This window comes from Streptomyces sp. NBC_00104, from assembly GCF_045160825.1.
Taxonomy (GTDB): Bacteria; Actinomycetota; Actinomycetes; order Streptomycetales; family Streptomycetaceae; genus Streptomyces.
The window spans coordinates 4,546,343-4,567,401 of sequence record NZ_CP108215.1 but is presented as its reverse complement, the minus strand read 5'-3'; the positions used below and the strand labels follow the sequence as shown (position 1 = coordinate 4,567,401).

Genomic DNA, 21,059 nt, shown 5'->3' with positions numbered 1-21,059 from the left:
TGATGTCCTCTCGGATCGTGGGCGCGACGGACGCCCCCACCGCCGCCGTGGCGGTGGCACCGGCCGGGTCCCTCGTCCTGGACGGGCGCGCGCTGGGTGTCGCCGACGTCGTACGGCTCGCCGACGGGGCCGTGCGGCCCGTGCCCGACGACGCGGCCATGCGGCGGGTCGAGGAGTCCTGGGACGCGGCCCGGCAGATCGCGGCGACCGGACGCGTGTACGGCCGCTCCACCGGCGTCGGTGCCAACCGCACCGAGGACGTGCCCACCGAGGCCGCCACCGAGCACGGTCTGCGGCTGCTGCGCAGCCACGCGGGGGCCATCGGGGAGGAGCTGCCCGCCCGGCAGGTGCGGGCCATGCTCGCCGTACGCGCCAACCAGCTGCTCGCGGGCGGCGCCGGGCTCCGGCCGACCGTGGTCACGGCGCTCTGCGAGGCACTGGAGAGCGGGGCCCACCCCGTGGTCAACGAGTTCGGGTCGGTCGGGACGGGCGACATCGCGGCGCTGGCCCAGATGGGGCTGGCATTGGCGGGGGAGCACCCGTGGCGGGCGCCGGTGCGGACGGCCGAGGCGGAGGCCGGGGCGCGGTTCGCGTCCGGGACGGGCGTTCCCGGGGAGCGGTGCGCGTCCGGTGCCGGTGCCCCCGAGGCGCAACCGCTCGACAACAACGACGCGCTCGCGCTGATCAGCAGCAACGCGCTCACGCTCGGACAGGCCGCGCTCGCGCTCCACGAGTTGCGGGGGCTGATCGCCGCCACGCAGGTCGTCGCCGCGCTGTCGCTGCTCGCCGTGGACGGCTCGCACGAGGCGTACGCGGCGCCCGTGCACGTCGCGCGCGCCCACCGGGGGTCGCGCGAGGTGGCCCGGCGCATGCGGGAGTTGATCGGGGCCGCCGACCGGCCGACCCCGCCGCTGGGGCGGATCCAGGACCCGTACGGCTTCCGGTGCGTGCCGCAGATCCACGGGCCCGCGCTGGACGCGGCGGACGCGCTCGAGGGCGTCCTGGAGGTGGAGATCAACGCGGCGGCGGAGAACCCGCTGATCTGTGCCGAGGACATGGCGGCCTACCACCACGGCGGCTTCTACCAGGCCCAACTCGCCCTCGCCCTGGACCACTTCAGACTCGCCGTGACGCAGGTGGCCCGGCTGTCGACGTCCCGGCTCTCCTCGCTCAACGAGCCCGCGTACACCCGGCTGCGCCCCTTCCTCGCCGATCACGAGGCCGCCTCGTCGGGCGTGATGATCCTGGAGTACGCCGCCGGGGCCGCCCTCGGTGACCTGCGGGCCTTCTCCGCCCCCGCGTCGCTCGGCCACGCTGTACTCTCCCGGGGCGTCGAGGAACAGGCCAGCTTCGCCTCGCTCGCCGCACGGCAGACGCTGCGGGCGTGCGGCGCGTACCGGCTCGTCGTCGGCTGCGAACTGGTCGCCGCGGTGCGGGCGTTGCGCCAGCGGGATCTGCGGCCGGATCCGGAACTGCCCGTCGGGCGGGCGCTGGAGCTGGCCGAGACCGTGCTCGACGCGGACCCGGCCGACCGGCCGCTGACGGCGGACGTGGGCGCGGCGGCCGTACTGCTCGATCGGTTCACCGAGATCTGGACGGACGTCCAGGAGGATCCGCGGAGGGGGAGCGCGTCATGAGCGCGGACAAGGGCACGGGTGTGACGGACAGTCCCGCCGCGCGGCTGCAGACACTCTTCGAGGGGCACCGGCTGACGCCCACCCAGCGGCGCATCGCCCACAGCATGGTGCGGCGGGCCGCCGACGTGCCGTTCCTGTCGAGCGTGGAGCTGGCGGAGCTGGCCGGGGTCAGCCAGCCGTCCGTGACACGCTTCGCGGTGGCGCTGGGCTTCGACGGCTACCCGGCGCTGCGCCGGCATCTGCGGGACGTCGCGCCCGCCGAGCCGGCCCCGGACACCACCGCGTACAACGAGTACCAGCAGGCCGTCGAGGCCGAGATCGAGAATCTGCGGCATCTGGCCGAGGTGCTCGCCGACCCCGGGCCGGTGGCGCGGGCCGGGCGGCTGCTGGCCGCGTCCCGCCCGCTGCCGGTGCTCGGACTGCGGGCCGCGGCCTCCCAGGCGTACGGCTTCGCCTACTTCGCCGCCAAGGTCCACCCCGACGTGCGGCTGCTGCACGAGGGCGGCAGCATGCTCCACGACCGCATCGACGCGGCCGTACGGGCCGGCGCGACCGCCCTGCTCTGCTTCGCGCTGCCCCGGCATCCGCGCGAGGTCGTCGAGACCCTGGCCTACGCGAAGGAGGCGGGGCTCTTCGTCGTCACGGTCGCCGACTCCGCCTTCGCGCCCGTCGCCAAGGTCTCCGACCTGCTCCTGCCCGCCGCCGTCGGCACCGGGCTCGCCTTCGACACCGCCTGCGCCCCGATGCTGCTGGGCCGGGTGCTCCTGGAGGCCATGTGCGACGACCTGCCGGAGGCCCAGGCCCGGCTGGAGGAGTTCGACGCGAAGGCGGCGACGCGGGGGCTGTTCGTGGAGTAGCCCGCCGTTCGGCAGTGGGTTCGCGTGATTCTCAGGCACGTTTCACGTTCGCTGGTTATCGTGCCCGCGACTGTTGTACGGCCTTGGGATTTTGGGATTGACGGGAGGCGGGAGCGTGGCGCGCGGAGGGCAGGGGCTTGCTCGGGTGGCCGTCGTGGTGCGGGCCGGGGCGGCGCCGCTGTGGTGGCTGGGAGTGGTCGCGGCGGGGGTCGGCGCAGTGCCATCCGGGCTGACCGGGCGGCGGATCGGGGTGCTGGCCGGGGCCGTACTGTTCATCGTCGCGGCCGGCGCGGTGGCGTGGGCGCGGCGCGGCCGGTATCTCGCACCGGCGCGCGGAGCCGTGCGCGCCGGTAAGCACGACGTCCTCCAGGACCGGGCCGTGACCCTCCGCAACTGGCGCCGGGGCCACCGCTGGTGGCTGCTGCTCGGCTTCGCGGCCGCGCTCGGCTCGTCCTTCGCGCTCCCCGCGGCGGGCGGCATGCTCCTCGCCGGCCTCGGTACCGGGCTCCGCCTCAAGGCGGGCTGGCTCGGCCGCCGCGAACTCGGCACGGGGCAGCTCTTCTGGGTCCGCGTCGACTGGCTGTCCGGGCGGGGCGGCCGGCCGACGGGCAGCAGGGTGGCCGGATACCGGGTCACCGGCATCGGCGCGGGCGACGCGGCGCCCGGGGGCGGTCGGCGGAGGTAGGGCCGCCGCTCGGCGGTCCTACGCCCGCCGCTCGGCGGCCTCGGCCCGGGACGGTTCGTCGCGCCGGGCCCGGGATGGTTCGCCGCGGTGGGCCCGGGACGGTGCGTCGCGGTGGGCGTCACTCGCCGCGCGTCCGCAGGACCAGCTTGTTCACCGCCCACAACCCGATGCCGATGGCCAGGAGCACACCCGCGCGGATGTAGACGTCGGCCGGGCGGTCGGCCAGCGGACTGGCCAGGATCAGGGCCGTCAGGGCGCCGAGGACCGGGAGCGCCGTCGGCGTGCGGAAGTGGGCGTGGTCGACGCGGTCGCGGCGCAGGACGAGCACCGCGATGTTGACGACGGCGAAGACACACAGGAGCAGGAAGGCGGTGGTGTCGCCGAGGCCCTCGATCTCGCCGGTGGAGACGAGGCCGATCGCCAGGAGGGTGACGAAGACGATGCCCACGACGGGGGTGCGACGCCGGGGCAGGACGCGGGCCATACCGCGCGGGAGGATGCGTTCGTTGGCCATGCCGTAGCAGAGGCGGGAGGCCATCATGATGTTGATCAGGGCCGAGTTGGTGACCGCGAAGAGGGCGATCAGGGCGAACAGCTTGTGCGGGAAGTCGACGCCGCCGGCCTTCACCACTTCGAGGAGCGGGCCGCTGGAGCCCTCCAGGGTCTCGGCGTCGACGAGGAGCGACGAGGCCAGGGCCACCAGGACGTAGATCGTGCCCGTGACGGCCACCCCGATGAAGATCGCCCGGGGGAAGGTCCTGGTCGGGTTCTTCGTCTCCTCCGCCATGTTCACCGAGTCCTCGAAGCCGACGAAGGCGAAGAAGCCGAGGGCCGTGGCGCCGAGGACGCTGGTGAGCAGGGCGTATCCCGTGCCGCTCGACTCGAACTCGGTCAGGCGCGACGGCTCGCCGTCGCCCGAGAGAACCGCCCAGGCCCCGATCGCGAGGACGATCACCAGACCGGTCAGCTCGACCAGCGTCAGTACCACGTTCGTCTTCACGGACTCGGAGACGCCCCGCAGGTTCAGGGCGGCCAGCAGGACGATGAAGGTGATGGCGACGAGGGTGGGCGGCAGGGCGCCGTTCGTCAGCTCGTCCAGGTAGTCGCCGCTGAAGGCGCGCGCTGCGGCGCTCGCGGACGACAGGCCCGAGCACATCACCATGAAGGCGACGATGAACGTCAGGAAGGGCAGCTTGAACGCCTTCTGGGTGTAGAGGGCCGCCCCGGCCGCCTTCGGGTACTTGCCGACCAGTTCGACGTACGAGGCCGCCGTCAGGACCGCCACCACGAAGCCGATCACGAAGGGCAGCCAGAGGGCCCCGCCGACCTTCCCGGCGACCTTGCCCGTCGTCGCGTAGATGCCCGTGCCGAGGATGTCGCCGATCACGAAGAGGATCAGCAGCTTGGGTCCGAGCACCCGTTTGAGGCCGCCCTCCTCGGCGGGCGCGGGCGCTCCGGCGGTGCTTTCTGCATGGGACATCAGAACCCCCCGATCGGTGAGCCGACGGTTGTCCGACGGTGATCCGTCCGGGGGAGACCTGCCCGGTCGCGGGCCATGGATGCGTTCGCAACCGATTCCCAGAGCTTCACGAGAGGTTCGACGGCGGGGCCACGGCTCGCGGGACGCGCCCCGGGCACCCTGGGGCGCGTGGGGGTCCGGTGACGTTCAGGCGGTGCTCAAGGTCCGCTTGGCGAGCTCGTACGCCGGGAGCATGTCCTCGTGTTCCCGGGTGTCGAGGCCGCCGAGATGGACGACGACGGGCCCGTCCGGGGTGACCGTGACGAAGGCCCGCTCCTTCTTGGTCTCCTCCAGGGCCTCGCTGGTGTAGAGGTACGCGACCTCGGTGCCCAGGACGCCGGAATCCGAGGAGAACTCGCTGTACTCGGCCTTGCCGGTGTTTCCCTCGGCCGCCACGAACTCCTTGAGCAGCGCCTGCGCCTCCCCGACCTTCGCACCCGCCTCGCCGGTCCAGACACGGATGAAGCCGATGTTCCCGGCGGGCTTGGCGTCGATCTCGCACGCGGCGGTGAACGGGCCCTGGTGCAGCAGCCCCTCGGCCAACTCGGCCGCGAGCTCGTCCTCCTCGGAACCGCTCCCGCCGCCGGGGGCCTCCGTCTCGATGGCCTCCGGCTGCCACTTCTCGGCCGTGTCGAAGGTGACCGGCAGTTCGCAGGCGGAACCGGCCGCTCCGACGCTGCCGCCGCTCTTCACGGCGTCCTTCGCGTCAGCTGTCGCCGACTCGGCGGCGCTCGCGGACGGCTTCGCGTCGCCGTCCTCCGCCGACTCCGAGCACCCCGTCAGCACCCCGGCCAGCAACGCCACCTGCGCCAGCAACGCCACCTGCGCCAGCACCGTCCCCCGTACCGCTCTTCCCACAGCCACCCTCTTCTCCCGGTTCAGGGCGGACACGGTAGCGGAGGAGCAGCGGCGGTGTTCGCACGGGCGTGCGGTGCTGGGGTCGGGCCCGGGTTCCTGCCGGGGAACGCGCTCGGCGGCGCTCCCCGGGTGGGTGCGCCGCCGGAGCTCCGGTGTCGGGTGGGTCAGACCTCCAGCTCCGCCTCGATCCGCTTCAACTGGTGCCTGGCCATGGCCAGGTTGGCCCGCTTGGCGTCGAGGACCAGGTACAGGAAGAGGCCGTTGCCGCCGCGGCCGGTGAGCAGGCGGATCAGGTGGTACGCGTCGGACAGGGTGATCAGGATGTCCTCGATCTCGCCCTTGAGGCCGAGGTGTTCCATGGTGCGCAGCTTTGCGCGGACGACGTCGGTGTTCCCGGCGGCTGCGACGGTGAGGTCGAACCCCTTGCTGCCGCCGATCGTGCCCAGTGCCATGCCGCTGGTGTAGTCGACCAGGGCGGCGCCGGTCGCGCCCTCGATGGACGCGAGGGCCTCTTTCAACGCGGTCTCCGTGTTGGCCATGGTGTGCGGTGTCCTTTCAACTCTCAGTGGTGGTAGGTGCGTTGGGAGTGGTTCGGGGGGTGGGTCGTGGGGTGGCGGGGCGGGGAGTCCGGCGGGGCATGGTCGACCTGACCGTGGCCTTGGCCGGTGTCTGGGGCGAGACCGCGGCCGTGCTCGCGGTCCTCGCCACCGACCGGGCCGGGTTGGTGGCGACCGCCTTGGCATGGGCCGTGGCCGGGTCGTCCGGCCGGGGCAGGGCGTCCATCAGCTCACCGATCCGGCCGCCGGCGCGGCGGCCCTCCAGGTGCAGCCGGCCCACGTTGACCCGGTCCTGGGCCAGCAGCGTCAGCACGGCGGAGGAGCCCGCCGCGTACGTCGCCACATAGCCGTGGTCGCCGCGCAGCAGCAGTTCGCGGAGCTCGCCCCGGCCGGCGGCGTCCGTCATCCGTACGGCGACGCCGAGCGCGGCCGCGGTGAGGGCCGCGAGGCCCTCCGGTTCCACGCCGGGGGTGTCGTGGGCGAGGACCAGCCCGTCCACGCTGGCCGCGAGCGCGCCGGTCAGCTGGGGTACACGGGCCCTCAACCGGTGCAGTTCGTCGAGGACTTCGGCCTCCGCGGCCATGAGCAGTCTCCTCTCGGCGGGACGCTCCCGCTGCCGCTCAAAGGGCCTCCAGCGCATCCCTGAGCCTTTGCAGTAGAGCCACGTCGGGGTCTGTGGTGGTGAGCGGCCAAGGTGGGACGGGGGTCGGTGCCCCGCCGCCCACCACCCCCGGTTCGGCGGCGGGGTCGCGGCCCGGGCCGGGCGGCGGGGCGTGGCCCGGATGGGTGACGGGGGCGTGTTCCTGGTGGGTGGCGGGTGATGCGTGGTCCGGGCCGGTCGGGATCGGTGGTGTTCCTGCCGGGCTGTGCCGGGTGGAGGAGATGAGGCCCGCGGCCGCCAGCCGCCGTACGTCCACGAGGGTGTGGAAGGCGGGGCGCCCCAGGGTCAGGGAGATCTCGGCGGCCGTGCGGAAACCGTTCACCTGGCCGAGCACGGCTCCCTGGCGGGCCGGAACCGGCGGTCTGTCGAGGCCGGCCGCCCTGATCAGCGGGGCGTCGTCCGTCGCCGGGTCGGGCCAGATGCGGTGCAGGAGGTCGCGGCGGCGCCGGGCCTCGCGCTCCACGGCGGCCACCGGCACCGGGCGGATCGGTCCCAGCCAGTGCGCGGCCCCGTAACGGAAGCTGGCCGGCGCGCTGCTCGGACCGAGGACGAAGTACGCCGCGTCGAACAGCGCCCCCGCGTGGCACAGCTCCAGCGCGCCCCGGGCGACCCGGCCGCTGTCCACGAGGAACCGCCCGACCCGCAGGCCGGCCCCGGCCGTGTCGACCGCCTCCCGCCAGCCGTCGGTGTCCAGCATGCCGCCGGTGGTGAGCAGCACGTCGAGGCCCGGGGACCGGGGGCTCTCGGCGTGCACGACCTCCCCCTCGGACAGATACAGCGAACCGCTCTCGCGCAGCAGCACACCGGTGGCCCGCTCGGCGGCGAGCCGGCTCAGCATCGGGGAGACGGCCTGGCGGAAGTGCTCGCCCCGCACCGGCAACGGGGGTGCTGGTGTGGTGATCACGCTCATGCCAGCACCAGCCGTCCCGCCATCTCGCCGAGCCGGATCCGGGCCAGCGCGAGGTTGCCGTCCGAACGGGCCAGCCACAGATGCAGGAACACACTGCTGTCGAACGTCGTCCGCACGAACCGCAGCACGTGGTACGTGTCCCGGTTGCTGACGATCAGGTCCTCGACCGGCAGATCCGCCCCGGACCAGTCGGAACCCTCCTCCGGCGCGAACGCCCGGTGCTCCGCCGCGAGCCGTGCCAGTTCCGCCGCCTCCGCCGCCGTCGTCTCGTGGTCACCGCCGGGTGCTTCCCCGACCGTGCCCAGCGCCAGTCCGCTGGTCCAGTCGACCACCGCGGCGCCCAGGGCACCGGGCAGCCTCATGGCCTCCACCAGACACTCGTCGATTCCGGGCACCGTGGCTCCCCTCCTGCCTGCGGTTCGGCTGAGTGACGCAGACGCTACGCAACGTGTGCGCGAGGGGTGAGGGATCTGGCATTTTCCAGCGGAACATGCGGACAGGTGACTAAGGTGGGTCGACTTGCCTGGTTTTCACCGCTGTTGGGGACCGGGAGGCGCATCCGTGCCCTGAGGTGGGCCTATGCGGCCGCCCCGCATGCCGGGCGCGGAGGAGGCGCCGGGCGTCAATCATTCTGGGGGGCTTGAGGGGCGTACGAATGGGGGCACTTGCCCCTACCGGGCGCCCCCGGGCAAGCCAGGGGCGCGGGGAACTGCGCGCTCGGCCACGGACAACCCGCAGCCGCCACACGACACCCCCCCCCGCGAGCTACCGGGCGAACATCCGCCACGCGACAGTTCCCCCCGAGCTACCGGGCGCCTCAAAGCCCCAGCAGGCCCGCCCTCTCGGCTCCCCCCGCCTCGGCCACGATCTCCTCCACGGTCTGCGGCCGCCGCACCACCGCGAACCGCATCTCCCCCTCCCCGGGGGCGTACCCGTAGATCCCGGGCCGGGGCAGAGAGTTGTACGCGTAGTGGTGCGCGAAGTAATACGCGCCGGTGTCCAGCGCGGCCGCATGATCCCCCGGCTCGAACAGTGGCAGCGCACGGCCCTCCGCCAGCAGGTCCCCCGCGAAACAGGCGGGCCCCGCCACGTCCTGCACCACCGCGGGCCCCTCCTTCACACACCCCTTCGCGTCGTACGCGGCGACTCGCAGCGGCCAGGACCCCGGTGCGTACACCGTCCGGGTCGCCACCTGCACCCCGGCGTGGGTGACCGCGATGGCCCGGCCGCCCGCCCTCTTGGTGTACTCCACGCGGGCGAGGATCGTCCCGTGCTTCGCGAGCAGCGACCTCCCGAACTCCGTCACCAGGCCGTACCGCCCGTCGAACAGCCCCGGCACCGCCTCCGCCAGCAGCCGCGCGTACTGCTCGTACGTCGGTGTCGCCGCATCCGACGCGAAGTTCACCGGCAGTCCGCCGCCGATGTCGATCGTGTCGATCTGCCGCCGCCCGATCCGCCGGTTGATCTCCTCCGCCAGCTCGTACGTCTCGGTGATCCCCCGTGTCATCAGCGACAGGGGCATCCCCTGCGACCCGGTGTGCGCGTGCAGCCGGCTCAGCCAGGGGCGGTCCAGATACGCCTGGACGACCCACTCCCGGGCGCCCTCGTCCCGCAGCGCCACCCCGAACTTCGACGTGGCCGTCGCCGTGGACAGCGCGTCGATCGTGCCGCCGCCGACCTGTGGGTTCACCCGGATGCCGAGGGGGGAGCGGGTGGTGGCGGAGCGGACGAGCGCGTCGATACGGTCCAGCTCCTGCGGATTGTCCGCGTTGACCGCGATACCCAGCGCCAGCGCCTCGCGCAGCTCGGCCGGGGTCTTGGCGGGGGAGTCGAGCACGGTCCGCTTCGGCGGCACCCCGGCCGCCCGCGCCAGGGCCAGCTCCCCGGCACTCGCCACCTCCGCGCCGATCCCCGCTTCGCGCAGCAGCCGCAGCACGGGCACGAGCGGTGTCGCCTTCACCGCGAACGCGTGCAGCACGGGTGTCCCGGGCGCCGTCACCGCGTCGAACGCCCTCCGCAGTGCCGCCGCCGAGGCCCGGATCCCGGTGACGTCGAGGAGCGCGACGACCGGGTTGCCGGGACCGAGCAGCCCCTGCTCCACCGCCGCCCGCACCGCCTCGTCCCGCCGGGCGACCCGCTCGCCCTCGGTGTCGAACAGCCGCAGCGTGCGCTCGGCGTCCCCCTCGTCCAGCCCGTGCGTGTGTTCCCCCCTCGCTCCGATCCGCAGGCGGGCGCGGTCCCCGGCCGCCCCCTCCTGGCGGGCGGCGGGCCTCTCCCCACCGGTCCCGTTCGTCACGTCTCCCATCCGGTCCCCCGCTGTCGTGTCGTCGTCCGAGCCCGTACGGCCCGTGTGTCCAGCCAAACATCCGCGGCGGGCCGTCGCTGGCCCTACGGCTGTATTGACTAGCTCTATTCATCAAGTCAGGATGTGAATAGTTGCTGTATAGCGAGGAGGCAGACCGTGTCAGGACCCCGCCCCGTTCGAGCGCCACGCGGTACGGAACTCAGCACCCTGGGCTGGCAGCAGGAAGCCGCCCTGCGGATGCTGCAGAACAACCTCGACCCCGAGGTCGCCGAGCACCCCGACAAGCTCGTCGTCTACGGCGGCACGGGCAAGGCCGCCCGCGACTGGCGCTCCTTCGACGCCATGGTCCGCACCCTCAAGACCCTCAAGCAGGACGAGACCATGCTCGTCCAGTCCGGCCGTCCCGTCGGCGTCATGCAGACCCACGAGTGGGCGCCCCGCGTCCTCATCGCCAACTCCAACCTCGTCGGCGACTGGGCCAACTGGGAGGAGTTCCGCCGACTGGAACAGCTCGGGCTGACCATGTACGGCCAGATGACCGCCGGCTCCTGGATCTACATCGGCACCCAGGGCATCCTCCAGGGCACCTACGAGACCTTCTCCGCCGTCGCCGCCAAGAAGTTCGACGGCACCCTCGCCGGGACGATCACCCTCACCGCCGGCCTCGGCGGCATGGGCGGCGCCCAGCCCCTCGCCGTGACCATGAACGACGGCGTCGCGATCTGCATCGACTGCGACCCCCGCGCCATCGAGCGCCGCATCGAGCACCGCTACCTCGACGTGAAGGCCGACTCCCTCGACCACGCCCTCCAACTGGCCGTCGAGGCCCGGGACGCCCGCCGCCCCCTCTCCATCGGCGTCCTCGGCAACGCCGCCGACCTCGTCCCCCAGCTCCTCGCCATGGGCGCCCCCATCGACATCGTCACCGACCAGACCTCGGCCCACGATCCGCTGGCCTACCTCCCGGTGGGCGTGGACCTCGACGACATGGCGTCGTACGCGGCGAAGGACCCGGCCGGGTTCACCACCCGCGCACGTGAGTCGATGGCCCGGCACGTCGAGGCCATGGTCGGCTTCCTGGACGCCGGTGCCGAGGTCTTCGACTACGGCAACTCCATCCGCGGCGAGGCCCAACTCGCCGGGTACGAGCGGGCGTTCGCCTTTCCCGGCTTCGTCCCCGCCTACATCCGGCCGCTGTTCTGCGAGGGCAAGGGCCCCTTCCGGTGGGCGGCCCTCTCCGGCGACCCCGCCGACATCGCCAAGACCGACCGGGCGATCCTCGACCTCTTCCCCGAGAACGAGTCCCTCCACCGCTGGATCAGGATGGCCGGCGAGCGCGTGCACTTCCAGGGCCTGCCCGCGCGCATCTGCTGGCTCGGCTACGGCGAGCGGGACCGGGCCGGTGAGCGGTTCAACGACATGGTCGCCTCCGGGGAGCTGGCCGCGCCGCTCGCGATCGGCCGCGACCACCTCGACGCCGGCTCCGTCGCCTCCCCCTACCGCGAGACCGAGGCCATGCTCGACGGCTCCGACGCCATCGCCGACTGGCCGCTGCTGAACGCGATGGTCAACGTGGCGTCCGGGGCGTCCTGGGTGTCCCTGCACCACGGTGGTGGCGTGGGCATGGGCCGGTCGATCCACGCCGGTCAGGTGACCGTGGCGGACGGCACGAAGCTCGGCGGGGAGAAGCTCCGGCGTGTACTGACCAACGACCCCGGGATGGGTGTGATCCGGCACGTCGACGCGGGCTACGACATCGCGGAGTCCGTCGCCGACGACCGGGGCGTACGGGTGCCGATGCGCGAGGGCGGCGACGCGTGACCCGGAGCGAAGAGGAGCGTGGCCAGGACCCGTCGGTGGCGGCCGAGGTCCCGTCGCCGGCCGCGGGTCCGGCCGTGCCCACCCTCCCCCACTCTCGGCTTCGCCCGAGCGGGGGGACCTCCATCGCCCCGCGGAACGACCGCCCACAGCCTGGATCGACCGACGGAGGCGGTGCCTCCTTCCACGAGATGTGGCGGGAGCTCGAGCCCATCGGCCGGCACCCCGACTCAGGCGGATACCGGCGGTTCGCGTGGACTGCCGCCGATGCCGAATGCCGGGCCTGGTTCGAGGAGCGGGCCCGGGACCGGGGGCTGGCCTACGAGGTCGACCGGAACGGCAACCAGTGGGCCTGGCTCGGGGACCCGGAGCAGGGTGACGCCGTCGTCACCGGGTCGCATCTCGACTCCGTGCCCGACGGCGGGGCTTTCGACGGCCCCCTCGGTGTCGTGTCGTCCTTCGCCGCGCTCGATGAACTGCGGGCCCGGGGTGCGCGGTTCGACAAGCCGTTCGGGATCGTCAACTTCGGCGACGAGGAGGGCGCGCGGTTCGGCCTGGCCTGTGTGGGGTCGCGGCTGGCCGCAGGGCGGCTCACCGTCGAGCAGGCGGGGCGGCTGACCGACGGGGACGGGGTCACCCTGCCGCGGGCGATGGAGGCCGCCGGGTACGACCCGGAGGCAATCGGGCCGGATCCGGAGCGGCTCGCGCGGATCGGGGCGTTCGTCGAGCTGCACGTCGAGCAGGGGCGGGCCCTGGACCTGTCCGGGGACGCCGTCGGGATCGCCAGTGCCATCTGGCCGCACGGACGCTGGCGGTTCGACTTCCGGGGCGAGGCGAACCACGCCGGAACGACGCGGCTCGTCGACCGCCGGGACCCCATGCTGTCGTACGCGGAGACCGTTCTCGCGGCCCGCCGGGAGGCACGGCTCGCCGGTGCCGTCGCCACGTTCGGCAAGATCTCCGTCGAGCCGAACGGGGTCAACGCCATTCCCTCCCTCGTGCGCGGCTGGCTCGACTCCCGCGCCGAGGACCAGAAGACCCTGGACACGGTCGTCGGCGCGATCGAAGAGGCCGCCCGGGACTACGCCCAGGAACACGGGATCGAGCTCGATGTCGTCCGGGAGTCCTTCACTCCCGTCGTCGAGTTCGAGCACGCGCTGCGGGACGAGATCGCCCGCATCCTGGGCCGGGACGCGGCCGACCTCAAGGTGCCGGTGCTCGGGACCGGCGCCGGACACGACGCCGGGATCCTCTCCGGGACCGTCCCGACCGCCATGCTGTTCGTGCGCAACCCGACAGGCGTCTCGCACTCCCCGGCCGAGCACGCCGCCGAGGACGACTGCCTGGCCGGGGTGACCGCGCTCGCCGACGTACTGGAAGGGCTGGCCCGCAGGTGACGGAGACGACCTACTGGCTCGAACACGCCTGGCTCGGCACCCATGTCGAGCCCGGCGTGACCCTGACCGTGGCCGGAGAGGGCACCCCCCGGGCCGGCCGCATCACCGCCGTGCGCGGCGAGACGCCCACCCCGCCCCCGGGCGCGGTCGTCCTGCGCGGGCTCACCCTGCCCGGCCTCGCCAACGCCCACAGCCACGCCTTCCACCGCGCCCTGCGCGGAACCGTCCAGGTCGGCTCGGGCACCTTCTGGACCTGGCGCGAGGTCATGTACCGGGTGGCGGACCGGCTGACCCCGGACACGTACCACGCCCTCGCGCGGGCCGTGTACGCGGAGATGGCGCTGGCCGGGATCACGGCCGTGGGCGAGTTCCACTACGTGCACCACGCCCCCGGCGGCACCCCGTACGCCGACCCGAACGCCATGGGCGAGGCGCTCATCGAGGCCGCGGCCGAGGCGGGCATCCGGATCACCCTCCTCGACACGGCCTACCTCTCCGCCGGCTTCGGAAAGGCGCCCGACCACCATCAGCTCCGCTTCTCCGACGGCACCGCGGAGGCCTGGGCGGAACGCTGTTCAGTTCTCAAGGACCGGGATCACGCGCGGATCGGGGCGGCCGTGCACTCCGTACGGGCCGTGCCGGCCGGGCAGCTGGCGACGGTGGCGCGATGGGCCGAGGAGCGGCGGGCCCCGCTGCATGTGCACCTGTCGGAGCAGACGGCGGAGAACGACGCCTGCCACGAGGCGCACGGCCGCACCCCCGCCCAACTCCTCGCCGACCACGGTGTCCTGGGCCCCCGCACCACCGGCGTCCACAACACCCACCTCACCGACGAGGACATCGCCCTCATCGGCGACAGCGGCACCGGCACCTGCATGTGCCCCACGACCGAACGGGACCTCGCGGACGGCATCGGACCGGCCGTCGCCCTGCAACGGGCGGGCTCCCCGCTCTCCCTCGGCTCCGACAGCCACGCCGTCGTCGACCTGCTCGAAGAGGCGCGCGCGATGGAACTGAACGAGCGGCTGCGCACCCGTACACGCGGTCACTGGACGGCGGCGGCCCTCCTGCGGGCGGCCTCGGCCGACGGTCACGCGGCGATCGGCTGGGACGACGCCGGTGCCCTGGAGACGGGCGCGCTCGCCGACTTCACGACGATCGCGCTCGATTCCGTCAGGACAGCGGGGCCGCTTCCACGGCTCGGTGCGGAGACGGCGGTATTCGCCGCGTCGGCAGCGGACGTGTCGCACACGGTCGTGGGAGGTCGGCACGTCGTACGGGACGGGGCGCACGCGCTCGTACCGGATGTGCCGGGAGCTCTCGCGGACGCCGTCGAAGCACTGCGCGGATGACCCCCGGCCGCCCGCCCACGCGACCGGCCCCCGAGCCGGCCCCCGCACCCGACCCCACCGCCGACCAGGCCACCAAGGACGCCATGAGCAGCCCGACGAACGTCAGCCCCGCCCACTCAGCGAGCACCGCGAGCACGCTCATCACCAACATCGCTGCCCTGGTCACCAACGACCCCTCCCTCGGCGACGGTTCCCCCCTCGGACTGATCCAGGGCGCGGCCGTCGTCATCGACGGTGAACGCATCGCGTGGACCGGTGATCAAAGCAAAGCACCCGCCACTGACAATCGGGTCGACGCCGGTGGGCGGGCGGTGATCCCCGGCTTCGTGGACTCCCACTCCCACCTCGTCTTCGCGGGCGACCGGACCGCCGAGTTCAACGCCCGCATGTCCGGCCGGGCCTACAGCGCGGGCGGCATCCGGACGACCGTCGCCGCCACCCGCGCCGCCACCGACGAGGAACTGGAGGCCAACCTCACCCGCTACCTCCGTGAGGCCCTCCGTCAGGGCACCACCACCTTCGAGACGAAGTCCGGCTACGGCCTGACCGTCGAGGACGAGGCGCGGGCGCTGCGCATCGCCGCGCGGCACACGGACGAGGTGACGTACCTCGGCGCCCACATCGTGTCCCCCGACCACGCCGAGGACCCCGCCGCCTACGTCGCGCTCGTCACCGGCGAGATGCTCGACGCCTGTGCCCCGTACGCCCGTTGGATCGACGTCTTCTGCGAGAAGGGCGCCTTCGACGGCGACCAGGCCCGGGCGATCCTCACGGCGGGCAGGGCCAGGGGCCTGCACCCGCGCATCCACGCCAACCAGCTGTCGTACGGCCCCGGCGTCCAGCTCGCCGTGGAACTCGACGCGGCGAGCGCGGACCACTGCACCCACCTCACCGACGCCGACGTGGACGCCCTCGCCCACAGCCGGACGGTCGCCACGCTCCTCCCCGGCGCCGAGTTCTCCACCCGCGCCGAGTGGCCGGACGCCCGCCGCCTCCTCGACGCGGGCGTCACCGTGGCCCTCTCCACGGACTGCAACCCGGGATCGTCCTTCACCTCGTCCGTCCCCTTCTGCGTCGCGCTCGCGGTGCGGGACATGGGGATGACGCCGGACGAGGCGGTCTGGTCGGCCACGGCGGGGGGCGCGCGGGCGCTCCGCCGCGACGACGTCGGCCGCGTCACGCCGGGCGCGTACGCCGACCTCGCGCTGCTGGACGCGCCCAGCCACGTCCACCTCGCCTACCGGCCGGGAGTCCCCCTGGTCACGGACGTATGGCGCAGGGGCGTACGCGTCGTCTGACCGGGCCTCAGGCGGGGTGTCCGCAAGGCGTCGAGCCCTCGAGCCCTCGGGCCCGGGGGCTCAGGCGTGGACGGGCCCGGCGCCCGCCCGCCACCGCTGCCCGTCGCGCCCCGACACCTCGTCGAAGGTGACGGAGCCGAGCGCGTCCGGGGTCACGGCGTGCCCCGGCGCGATCGCCGGGCGGATCACTCCCCGGGAGTCGACCTCGAACCTCAGGTTCTCGCCGTTGTCCCCCTCCAGCGAGTCGCACTCCCAGATGCCCACGCCGTCGTCGGTCGCCCCCCGGCTGTCGAGGCACAGGTCGGGATCGGCGAACGACTGGAGGGCGTTCCGGTGGGAGTCGAGGCGCCAGCGCTGGGTGGCGCGCGCGGAGCAGGTGGCGGTGACGACGTCGGTGCCCTTCTCCAACTCGCCCCGGATGTCCAGGCACAGGCCCGAGGCGATGTTCACCACCTGGGCGTAGGCGCCGTTCAGCGGCGGCCCGTACGGCAGCGACGGCGTAGGGAGGCCCGTCCTCGACGGACTCGGACTCGGGCTCCGCGTCGGCTTCTCCTTCGCCGGGGGCTTCGAGGGGCTCCCGGTGTCCGAAGGGGTCGGGGACGGCGTCGGGCTCTGCGGGACCGTCGGGGTCACCGGGCGCGACGGCGGCGTCGCGGGCGTACCGACGGAATCCGCCGCGCCGTCGGACGACGAGCCGACCGAGCCCGAGAACACCAGGAACGCCAGCAGCGGCGCCAGCGCCACCCCCAGGGCCACCGACGTCAGCACGAACCGCCGGGACGGCGACCACCCGGCCCCCGGCACCCCGGCCTCGGCAACGGCCCCGGTGCCGGCCCGGCTTGACGCCCCGGCCCCGCCGTCGTGGGCCCCGGCCGCTGTCCCGGCACCGGCCCTGCTCCCGGCCGCGCCCGCCGCACGGCCGGCGGCCGTCGCGGTGCCCGCCGCCGCGTCGGCCCGAGCACCGGTGCCGCCTTCGACGGCGGGACCTTCCCACGCCTCCGCCCCGGCCAGCGCACCGCCCCGGGGCTCCGCCCCCACCCCGTCCGCCGCACGATCCCTGCCGCCGGAGTCGGAACCGACGCCGAAGCCGGAGGAGCTCCCGGAGTCGGAACCGACGCCGAAGCCGGAGGGGCTCCCGGAGGCGGGGCCGACGTCGGGGCCGGCGTCGGAGCCGAAGCCGGACGCCGCCCATGCCGCTGCCACGGCGGCAGCCGCGGCCGCCGCCTCCGCCCCTGCCCAATCCCCTGCTCCGGAGCCTGTCCCTGTCCCGGCCCCGGCCCGAGGCCCCGTCCCCGCCCCGGCCCAAGGCCCGGCCCCGGCCCCGGTCTCCGGTTCCCCGAAGCCCCCCGCGGCCTCCGCTCCGGCGTCCGAACGGCCGCCGTCCCACGCGCCGGTTCCGTCCCGCGCACCCGCATCGTCCCGCGCCCCCACACTGTCCCGCGCCCCCACCCCACCCCGCGCATACGCCGTACCGCCCCAGGGCAGCAGCCCCTCCGCGAGGGTCGCGCGCGGGCTGTCGCGCAGGGCGCACAGCTCCTCGTACGCACCGGAGCAGTACGCGCAATGCTCCATATGGGTGTGCAGATCCGTGCTGTGGCGGGGGGTGTCCGGTCGTACGGACTCCTCGATCAGCCGGCGGAAGTCCTGGCAGCGGGGGTCGTCGGAGGCGGCGAGGCGCACTCTGAGACAGGCCTGGCGCAGGGCGAGGAACGCGGAGTCCCGCTTGTACGTCACGTCGTCGGGGGTGAGGCCGAGGAGTACGGCCGTACGGTCGTCCGGTTCGCGCTCCACGACGCCGTACCAGATGAGGCCCTGCGGGCGGGGCGGCAGGAGTTCGAACGCCGCGAGCAGGGGCGGGACGGGGCCGTCGGGGCCCGTGGTGTCCAGCACGAGGCGCAGGGCGGGGTCGAGACCGGTCGCGCCTCCGTCCCCGGCCCAGCCGGCGGCGACCCGGGCGGTCAGCAGGAGCAGCCGGTGGCGCCAGGGGACGGTCGGCTCGATGCCGCGCGCCGTCTCCCGGGTGGCGACCGTGAACGCCTGTGTCGCCAGCTCCCGTGCCGAGGACTCGCTCGCGGCGCACAGCCGGGCATAGGCGAGGACGGCCGGGTGGTGACGCTCACGCAGCTCGCGCAGGGCCTGGTACGCGGTCGGCGAGTCGGCGCGTAACAGCGCGGTGAGCCGCGCGTCGGACGCCTTCGCGTGCCGGTGCTCGGACACCTCGTCGGGGCGTGCGCCCGGCGTGCCGGTGTCCTGCTGGTGCCCATGGCCGTCGTCGCCGCCGGGGCGCTCGTCCCGAGCCCGAGTCATCCTCGTGCCTCCTCGCACCCCCGTGTCCGCCAGTCGGCTTCTGGCATACCGAACAGTCTGGCGCGTGACCATAGTGGCGGAAGGTGAACCGAGGGGAAGGGGTTTCTTGCGGTAAGGGGGTGAGTTGTGGGGTGACCCGGAAACAGTTCGGCCGGGTACGTCAGGAGTGTCGCAACTCCTGCCGCACCCGGCCGACCCATGTCTCCGTCCACGCCGCCGCGCCGATGTCGTCGGCGTCGGCACGCGCTCACTCCTCCAGCGTCAGCCCCTTGCGCAGCCGCACCAGCGTGCGGGAGAGCAGCCGGGACACGTGCATCTGGGAGATGCCCAGTTCGTCCCCGATCTCGGACTGCGTCATGTTGGCCACGAACCGCAGGGAAAGGATCTGCCGGTCGCGCGGCGGCAGTTCGGCGATCAGCGGCTTCAGGGACTCGACGTACTCGATGCCTTCGAGCCCGTGGTCCTCGTAGCCGATCCGGTCCGCCAGCGCGCCCTCGGAGTCGTCCTCCTCGGGCTGGGCGTCCAGCGACGAGGCGGTGTACGCGTTCGACGCGGCCATGCCCTCGACGACCTCGTCCTTCGTGAGGCCGAGGCGCTCCGCCAACTCTCCCACCGTCGGAGCGCGATCGAGCTTCTGGGCCAGTTCGTCGCCGGCCTTGGCCAGGTCGAGCCGGAGTTCCTGAAGTCTGCGCGGCACGCGTACGGACCAGCTCGTGTCGCGGAAGAAACGCTTGATCTCGCCGACGATGGTTGGCATCGCGAAGGTGGGGAACTCGACGCCCCGGCTCAGTTCGAAGCGGTCGATGGCCTTGATCAGGCCGATCGTGCCGACCTGGATGATGTCCTCCATCGGTTCGCTGCGCGAGCGGAACCGGGAGGCGGCGAACTTCACCAGAGCCAGGTTGAGTTCGACCAGGGTGTTGCGAACGTACGAGTATTCGTACGTGCCTTCCTCGAGGGACTCCAGCCGCTCGAAGAGGGTCTTGGACAGGGCCCGTGCGTCCACCGGCCCCACCTCGTCGTACGGGGGGATCTCCGGAAGGTCGGCGAGCGCGTCGCCCGGATCATGGGCGAGGTCGGCCTGCGTCTCTTCCGGGGCGGATGCCGACGTCGCCCTCTGGGTATGCGATTCGTCGAGCCGGGGTGACATGATGTCCTCCATCGTTCTCGGCATATGGCCGCCGATGCCAATACGTGCACTGCGGTGTGCGGCGCCTCCAAAGCCGGCCGTGTCGATTGGTGTCACTACTAGCCCTACCCGGTTTCCCGACGTCGTCGCAAGTGCCTCCTGTGGCGAAATGTCCCTTTGCGGGCGATTGTTCGGGTGTCGGGGAGTGTGGAGAAGGCGTAGTGTTCGAGGGCGAGTCAACAGTCACGACGGTCGGGAGAGAGACGGCATGGACCGTGGGACGGTCGGCAGCGCACAGTCGGGCCGGCTACGGGTCGAGGTGCGGGAAGAGGGCCCCAGTGCCGTCGTGACCCCGGCGGGTGAGCTCGATCACCACACCGCCGACCTGTTGCGTGAGCCACTCGAGAGCTGCCTGGACAAAGGATTCACGCGCCTGGTGGTGGACTGCTCGCGCCTGGAGTTCTGTGACTCCACCGGGCTCAACGTCCTGCTGGGCGCCCGGCTCAGGGCGGAGTCGGGGGGTGGCGGTGTCCATCTGGCGGGAATGCTCCCGGCGGTGGCGCGGGTCTTCGAGATCACCGGGGCGGACGCGGTGTTCACCGTCCACGACACCCTTGATGCGGCCCTGGGCGACTAGGGCTCCGGTCGGTCGGCCGTGACCTCCGTCATGGACGCCGTCGGCCGGGCCGGTCGGCGTCCGCGACCGGCCACCCGCCCTCGGTACCGACCCCCAGGTGTCACCTCCCGGCCGGCGGGTTATTCGCGTCACAGGTTGTGTGCCGAAAACATGGGTGTTCTGACGGTTCGCTCGGGCAGGAGACATCCTGAACGGGTCGGCGGACGAGTCGGCGGCGGCCCGGAAGCGGCTCGGCGACGGGGCGTGGACGGGCGGCGGCGTGTACGCCAGAGGTTCGGCGCCGGCCCGGCGACGGCTCGGTGCAGTACGACGAAGTGCGACGGAAGTACGGATGGCGCAACGGATGACAGCAGAAAACGGCACGTACCGCGGGCCTCGGTCCCGCACCCTTGATGAGTCCTGAATCGTGCACTGGTGAATCGGTGAGGTGAAGCGCTGATGAGCACCACCCGGCCTTTCTCGCCGGGCGACCGCGGCCCGGAACCGGGTGCCGGCGGCGCTTCCGGGGTGTCCGGCGGGGACCCGCCCGCGGCCCCCGCCGCGGGCAGTCAGTCCCGTCGGCTCAGTTTCGAGGGTGAGAGCGGGGTGGTGCCGCTCGCCCGTGACTTCACCCGCCAGGCGCTGCACGCGTGGGGGTGGTTGCCGGCCGCGACCGCGGATCAGCGGGCCGCGGCGGAGGACGTGCTGCTGGTGGTGTCCGAGCTGGTCACCAACGCGTGTCTCCATGCGGGGGGCCCGGCCGAGTTGCGGATCGGGTGCGACAACAAGGTGCTGCGGATCGAGGTGTCCGACCGGGGGGCGGGGAATCCGGCGCCGCGGACACCGCATCGGGCCGGGCGGCCGGGTGGGCACGGGATGTTCATCGTGCAGCGGCTGTGTCTGGACTGGGGGGTCGTACGGGCTCCCGGGGCGGCCGGGAAGACCGTGTGGGCGGAGTTGGGGGCACCGGCCTGAGTGCCATGGCGCCGTCGTGCGCCGGCGGCCGCGGGTTCGTCGTGGTCGATCGCGCGGTCCCCCGCGCCTCCGTGGTTCCCCGCGCCCTCGTGGTTTCCCGGGCCCTTGTGGTTTCCCGGGCGCGCTGAACGCCCGGCGGGCCGGTCCGGGCCATCGACACACATCCGACACTTACGTG

18 protein-coding genes are annotated in these 21,059 nt (G+C 73.3%); 9 read left to right on the top strand and 9 right to left on the bottom strand.

The features are described from left to right. Positions 1 to 2: 2 nt before the first annotated feature. The 3 genes from OG272_RS19945 to OG272_RS19935 all read left to right on the top strand — a co-directional run bounded on the left by OG272_RS19945 (position 3) and on the right by OG272_RS19935 (position 3,179). Entirely contained in the window at positions 3 to 1,637 is a 1,635-nt protein-coding gene (locus OG272_RS19945) for an aromatic amino acid ammonia-lyase (RefSeq protein WP_405894269.1), read from the top strand. Next, positions 1,634 to 2,494 carry a MurR/RpiR family transcriptional regulator gene (locus tag OG272_RS19940; protein ID WP_327729390.1) on the top strand — a complete coding sequence of 287 codons (861 nt, stop codon included), beginning with the start codon at positions 1,634 to 1,636 and terminating at the stop codon, positions 2,492 to 2,494. The genes OG272_RS19945 and OG272_RS19940 overlap by 4 nt, the downstream gene beginning before the upstream one ends. A 115-nt stretch (positions 2,495 to 2,609) precedes the next feature. Beyond that, positions 2,610 to 3,179, top strand: a complete 570-nt coding sequence (locus OG272_RS19935; protein ID WP_327729391.1) for a hypothetical protein — start codon at positions 2,610 to 2,612, stop codon at positions 3,177 to 3,179. 118 nt (positions 3,180 to 3,297) lie between these two features. On the opposite strand, the gene OG272_RS19930 is transcribed toward OG272_RS19935, so the two are convergent. From OG272_RS19930 to OG272_RS19900, 7 genes are all read right to left on the bottom strand, one after another. Beyond that, positions 3,298 to 4,659, bottom strand: a complete 1,362-nt coding sequence (locus tag OG272_RS19930) for an APC family permease (RefSeq protein WP_326582304.1) — start codon at positions 4,657 to 4,659, stop codon at positions 3,298 to 3,300. Between the two features lie 186 nt (positions 4,660 to 4,845). Further along, positions 4,846 to 5,556 (bottom strand): lipoprotein, encoded by a 711-nt coding sequence (locus tag OG272_RS19925; RefSeq protein WP_327732233.1) that lies wholly within the window; start codon positions 5,554 to 5,556, stop codon positions 4,846 to 4,848. Positions 5,557 to 5,720: 164 nt separating this feature from the next. Further along, entirely contained in the window at positions 5,721 to 6,095 is a 375-nt protein-coding gene (locus tag OG272_RS19920; protein WP_033524857.1) for a hypothetical protein, read from the bottom strand. A gap of 16 nt (positions 6,096 to 6,111) precedes the next feature. Continuing rightward, a complete protein-coding gene (locus OG272_RS19915; RefSeq protein ID WP_326582305.1) occupies positions 6,112 to 6,696 on the bottom strand; it encodes a roadblock/LC7 domain-containing protein in 585 nt (194 codons plus the stop codon). A gap of 37 nt (positions 6,697 to 6,733) precedes the next feature. Continuing rightward, positions 6,734 to 7,684 carry a hypothetical protein gene (locus OG272_RS19910; protein WP_328223234.1) on the bottom strand — a complete coding sequence of 317 codons (951 nt, stop codon included), beginning with the start codon at positions 7,682 to 7,684 and terminating at the stop codon, positions 6,734 to 6,736. Then, positions 7,681 to 8,079, bottom strand: coding sequence for a hypothetical protein (locus tag OG272_RS19905; RefSeq protein ID WP_037692967.1), 399 nt, complete (start codon positions 8,077 to 8,079; stop codon positions 7,681 to 7,683). The genes OG272_RS19910 and OG272_RS19905 overlap by 4 nt, the downstream gene beginning before the upstream one ends. 422 nt (positions 8,080 to 8,501) lie before the next feature. After that, complete coding sequence (locus OG272_RS19900; RefSeq protein WP_326582307.1) at positions 8,502 to 9,989, bottom strand: diaminopimelate decarboxylase; 1,488 nt, start codon at positions 9,987 to 9,989, stop codon at positions 8,502 to 8,504. A gap of 156 nt (positions 9,990 to 10,145) precedes the next feature. On the opposite strand from OG272_RS19900, the gene hutU reads away from it, so the two are divergent. The 4 genes from hutU to hutI all read left to right on the top strand — a co-directional run bounded on the left by hutU (position 10,146) and on the right by hutI (position 15,854). Then, positions 10,146 to 11,810 carry a urocanate hydratase gene (gene hutU / locus OG272_RS19895; protein WP_326582308.1) on the top strand — a complete coding sequence of 555 codons (1,665 nt, stop codon included), beginning with the start codon at positions 10,146 to 10,148 and terminating at the stop codon, positions 11,808 to 11,810. A 188-nt stretch (positions 11,811 to 11,998) separates the two neighbouring features. Continuing rightward, positions 11,999 to 13,204, top strand: a complete 1,206-nt coding sequence (locus tag OG272_RS19890) for an allantoate amidohydrolase (protein ID WP_326582309.1) — start codon at positions 11,999 to 12,001, stop codon at positions 13,202 to 13,204. Then, complete coding sequence (locus OG272_RS19885; protein ID WP_326582310.1) at positions 13,201 to 14,556, top strand: formimidoylglutamate deiminase; 1,356 nt, start codon at positions 13,201 to 13,203, stop codon at positions 14,554 to 14,556. The genes OG272_RS19890 and OG272_RS19885 overlap by 4 nt, the downstream gene beginning before the upstream one ends. Further along, on the top strand, positions 14,553 to 15,854 hold the full coding sequence (hutI, locus tag OG272_RS19880; RefSeq protein WP_326582311.1) for an imidazolonepropionase: 1,302 nt from the start codon (positions 14,553 to 14,555) through the stop codon (positions 15,852 to 15,854). The genes OG272_RS19885 and hutI overlap by 4 nt, the downstream gene beginning before the upstream one ends. A 60-nt stretch (positions 15,855 to 15,914) precedes the next feature. On the opposite strand, the gene OG272_RS19875 is transcribed toward hutI, so the two are convergent. Together OG272_RS19875 and OG272_RS19870 are read right to left on the bottom strand one after the other, a co-directional pair. Then, the gene (locus OG272_RS19875; protein WP_405894264.1) at positions 15,915 to 18,161 is read right to left on the bottom strand and encodes a ricin-type beta-trefoil lectin domain protein; all 2,247 of its coding nucleotides are present in this window, start codon (positions 18,159 to 18,161) and stop codon (positions 15,915 to 15,917) included. Between the two features lie 247 nt (positions 18,162 to 18,408). After that, positions 18,409 to 19,323, bottom strand: coding sequence for an RNA polymerase sigma factor SigF (locus tag OG272_RS19870; protein ID WP_326582313.1), 915 nt, complete (start codon positions 19,321 to 19,323; stop codon positions 18,409 to 18,411). Positions 19,324 to 19,558: 235 nt separating this feature from the next. On the opposite strand from OG272_RS19870, the gene OG272_RS19865 reads away from it, so the two are divergent. Beyond that, on the top strand, positions 19,559 to 19,927 hold the full coding sequence (locus tag OG272_RS19865) for an STAS domain-containing protein (RefSeq protein WP_326582314.1): 369 nt from the start codon (positions 19,559 to 19,561) through the stop codon (positions 19,925 to 19,927). 438 nt (positions 19,928 to 20,365) lie between these two features. Then, on the top strand, positions 20,366 to 20,881 hold the full coding sequence (locus tag OG272_RS19860; RefSeq protein WP_326582315.1) for an ATP-binding protein: 516 nt from the start codon (positions 20,366 to 20,368) through the stop codon (positions 20,879 to 20,881). The last annotated feature ends 178 nt before the right edge of the window (positions 20,882 to 21,059 follow it).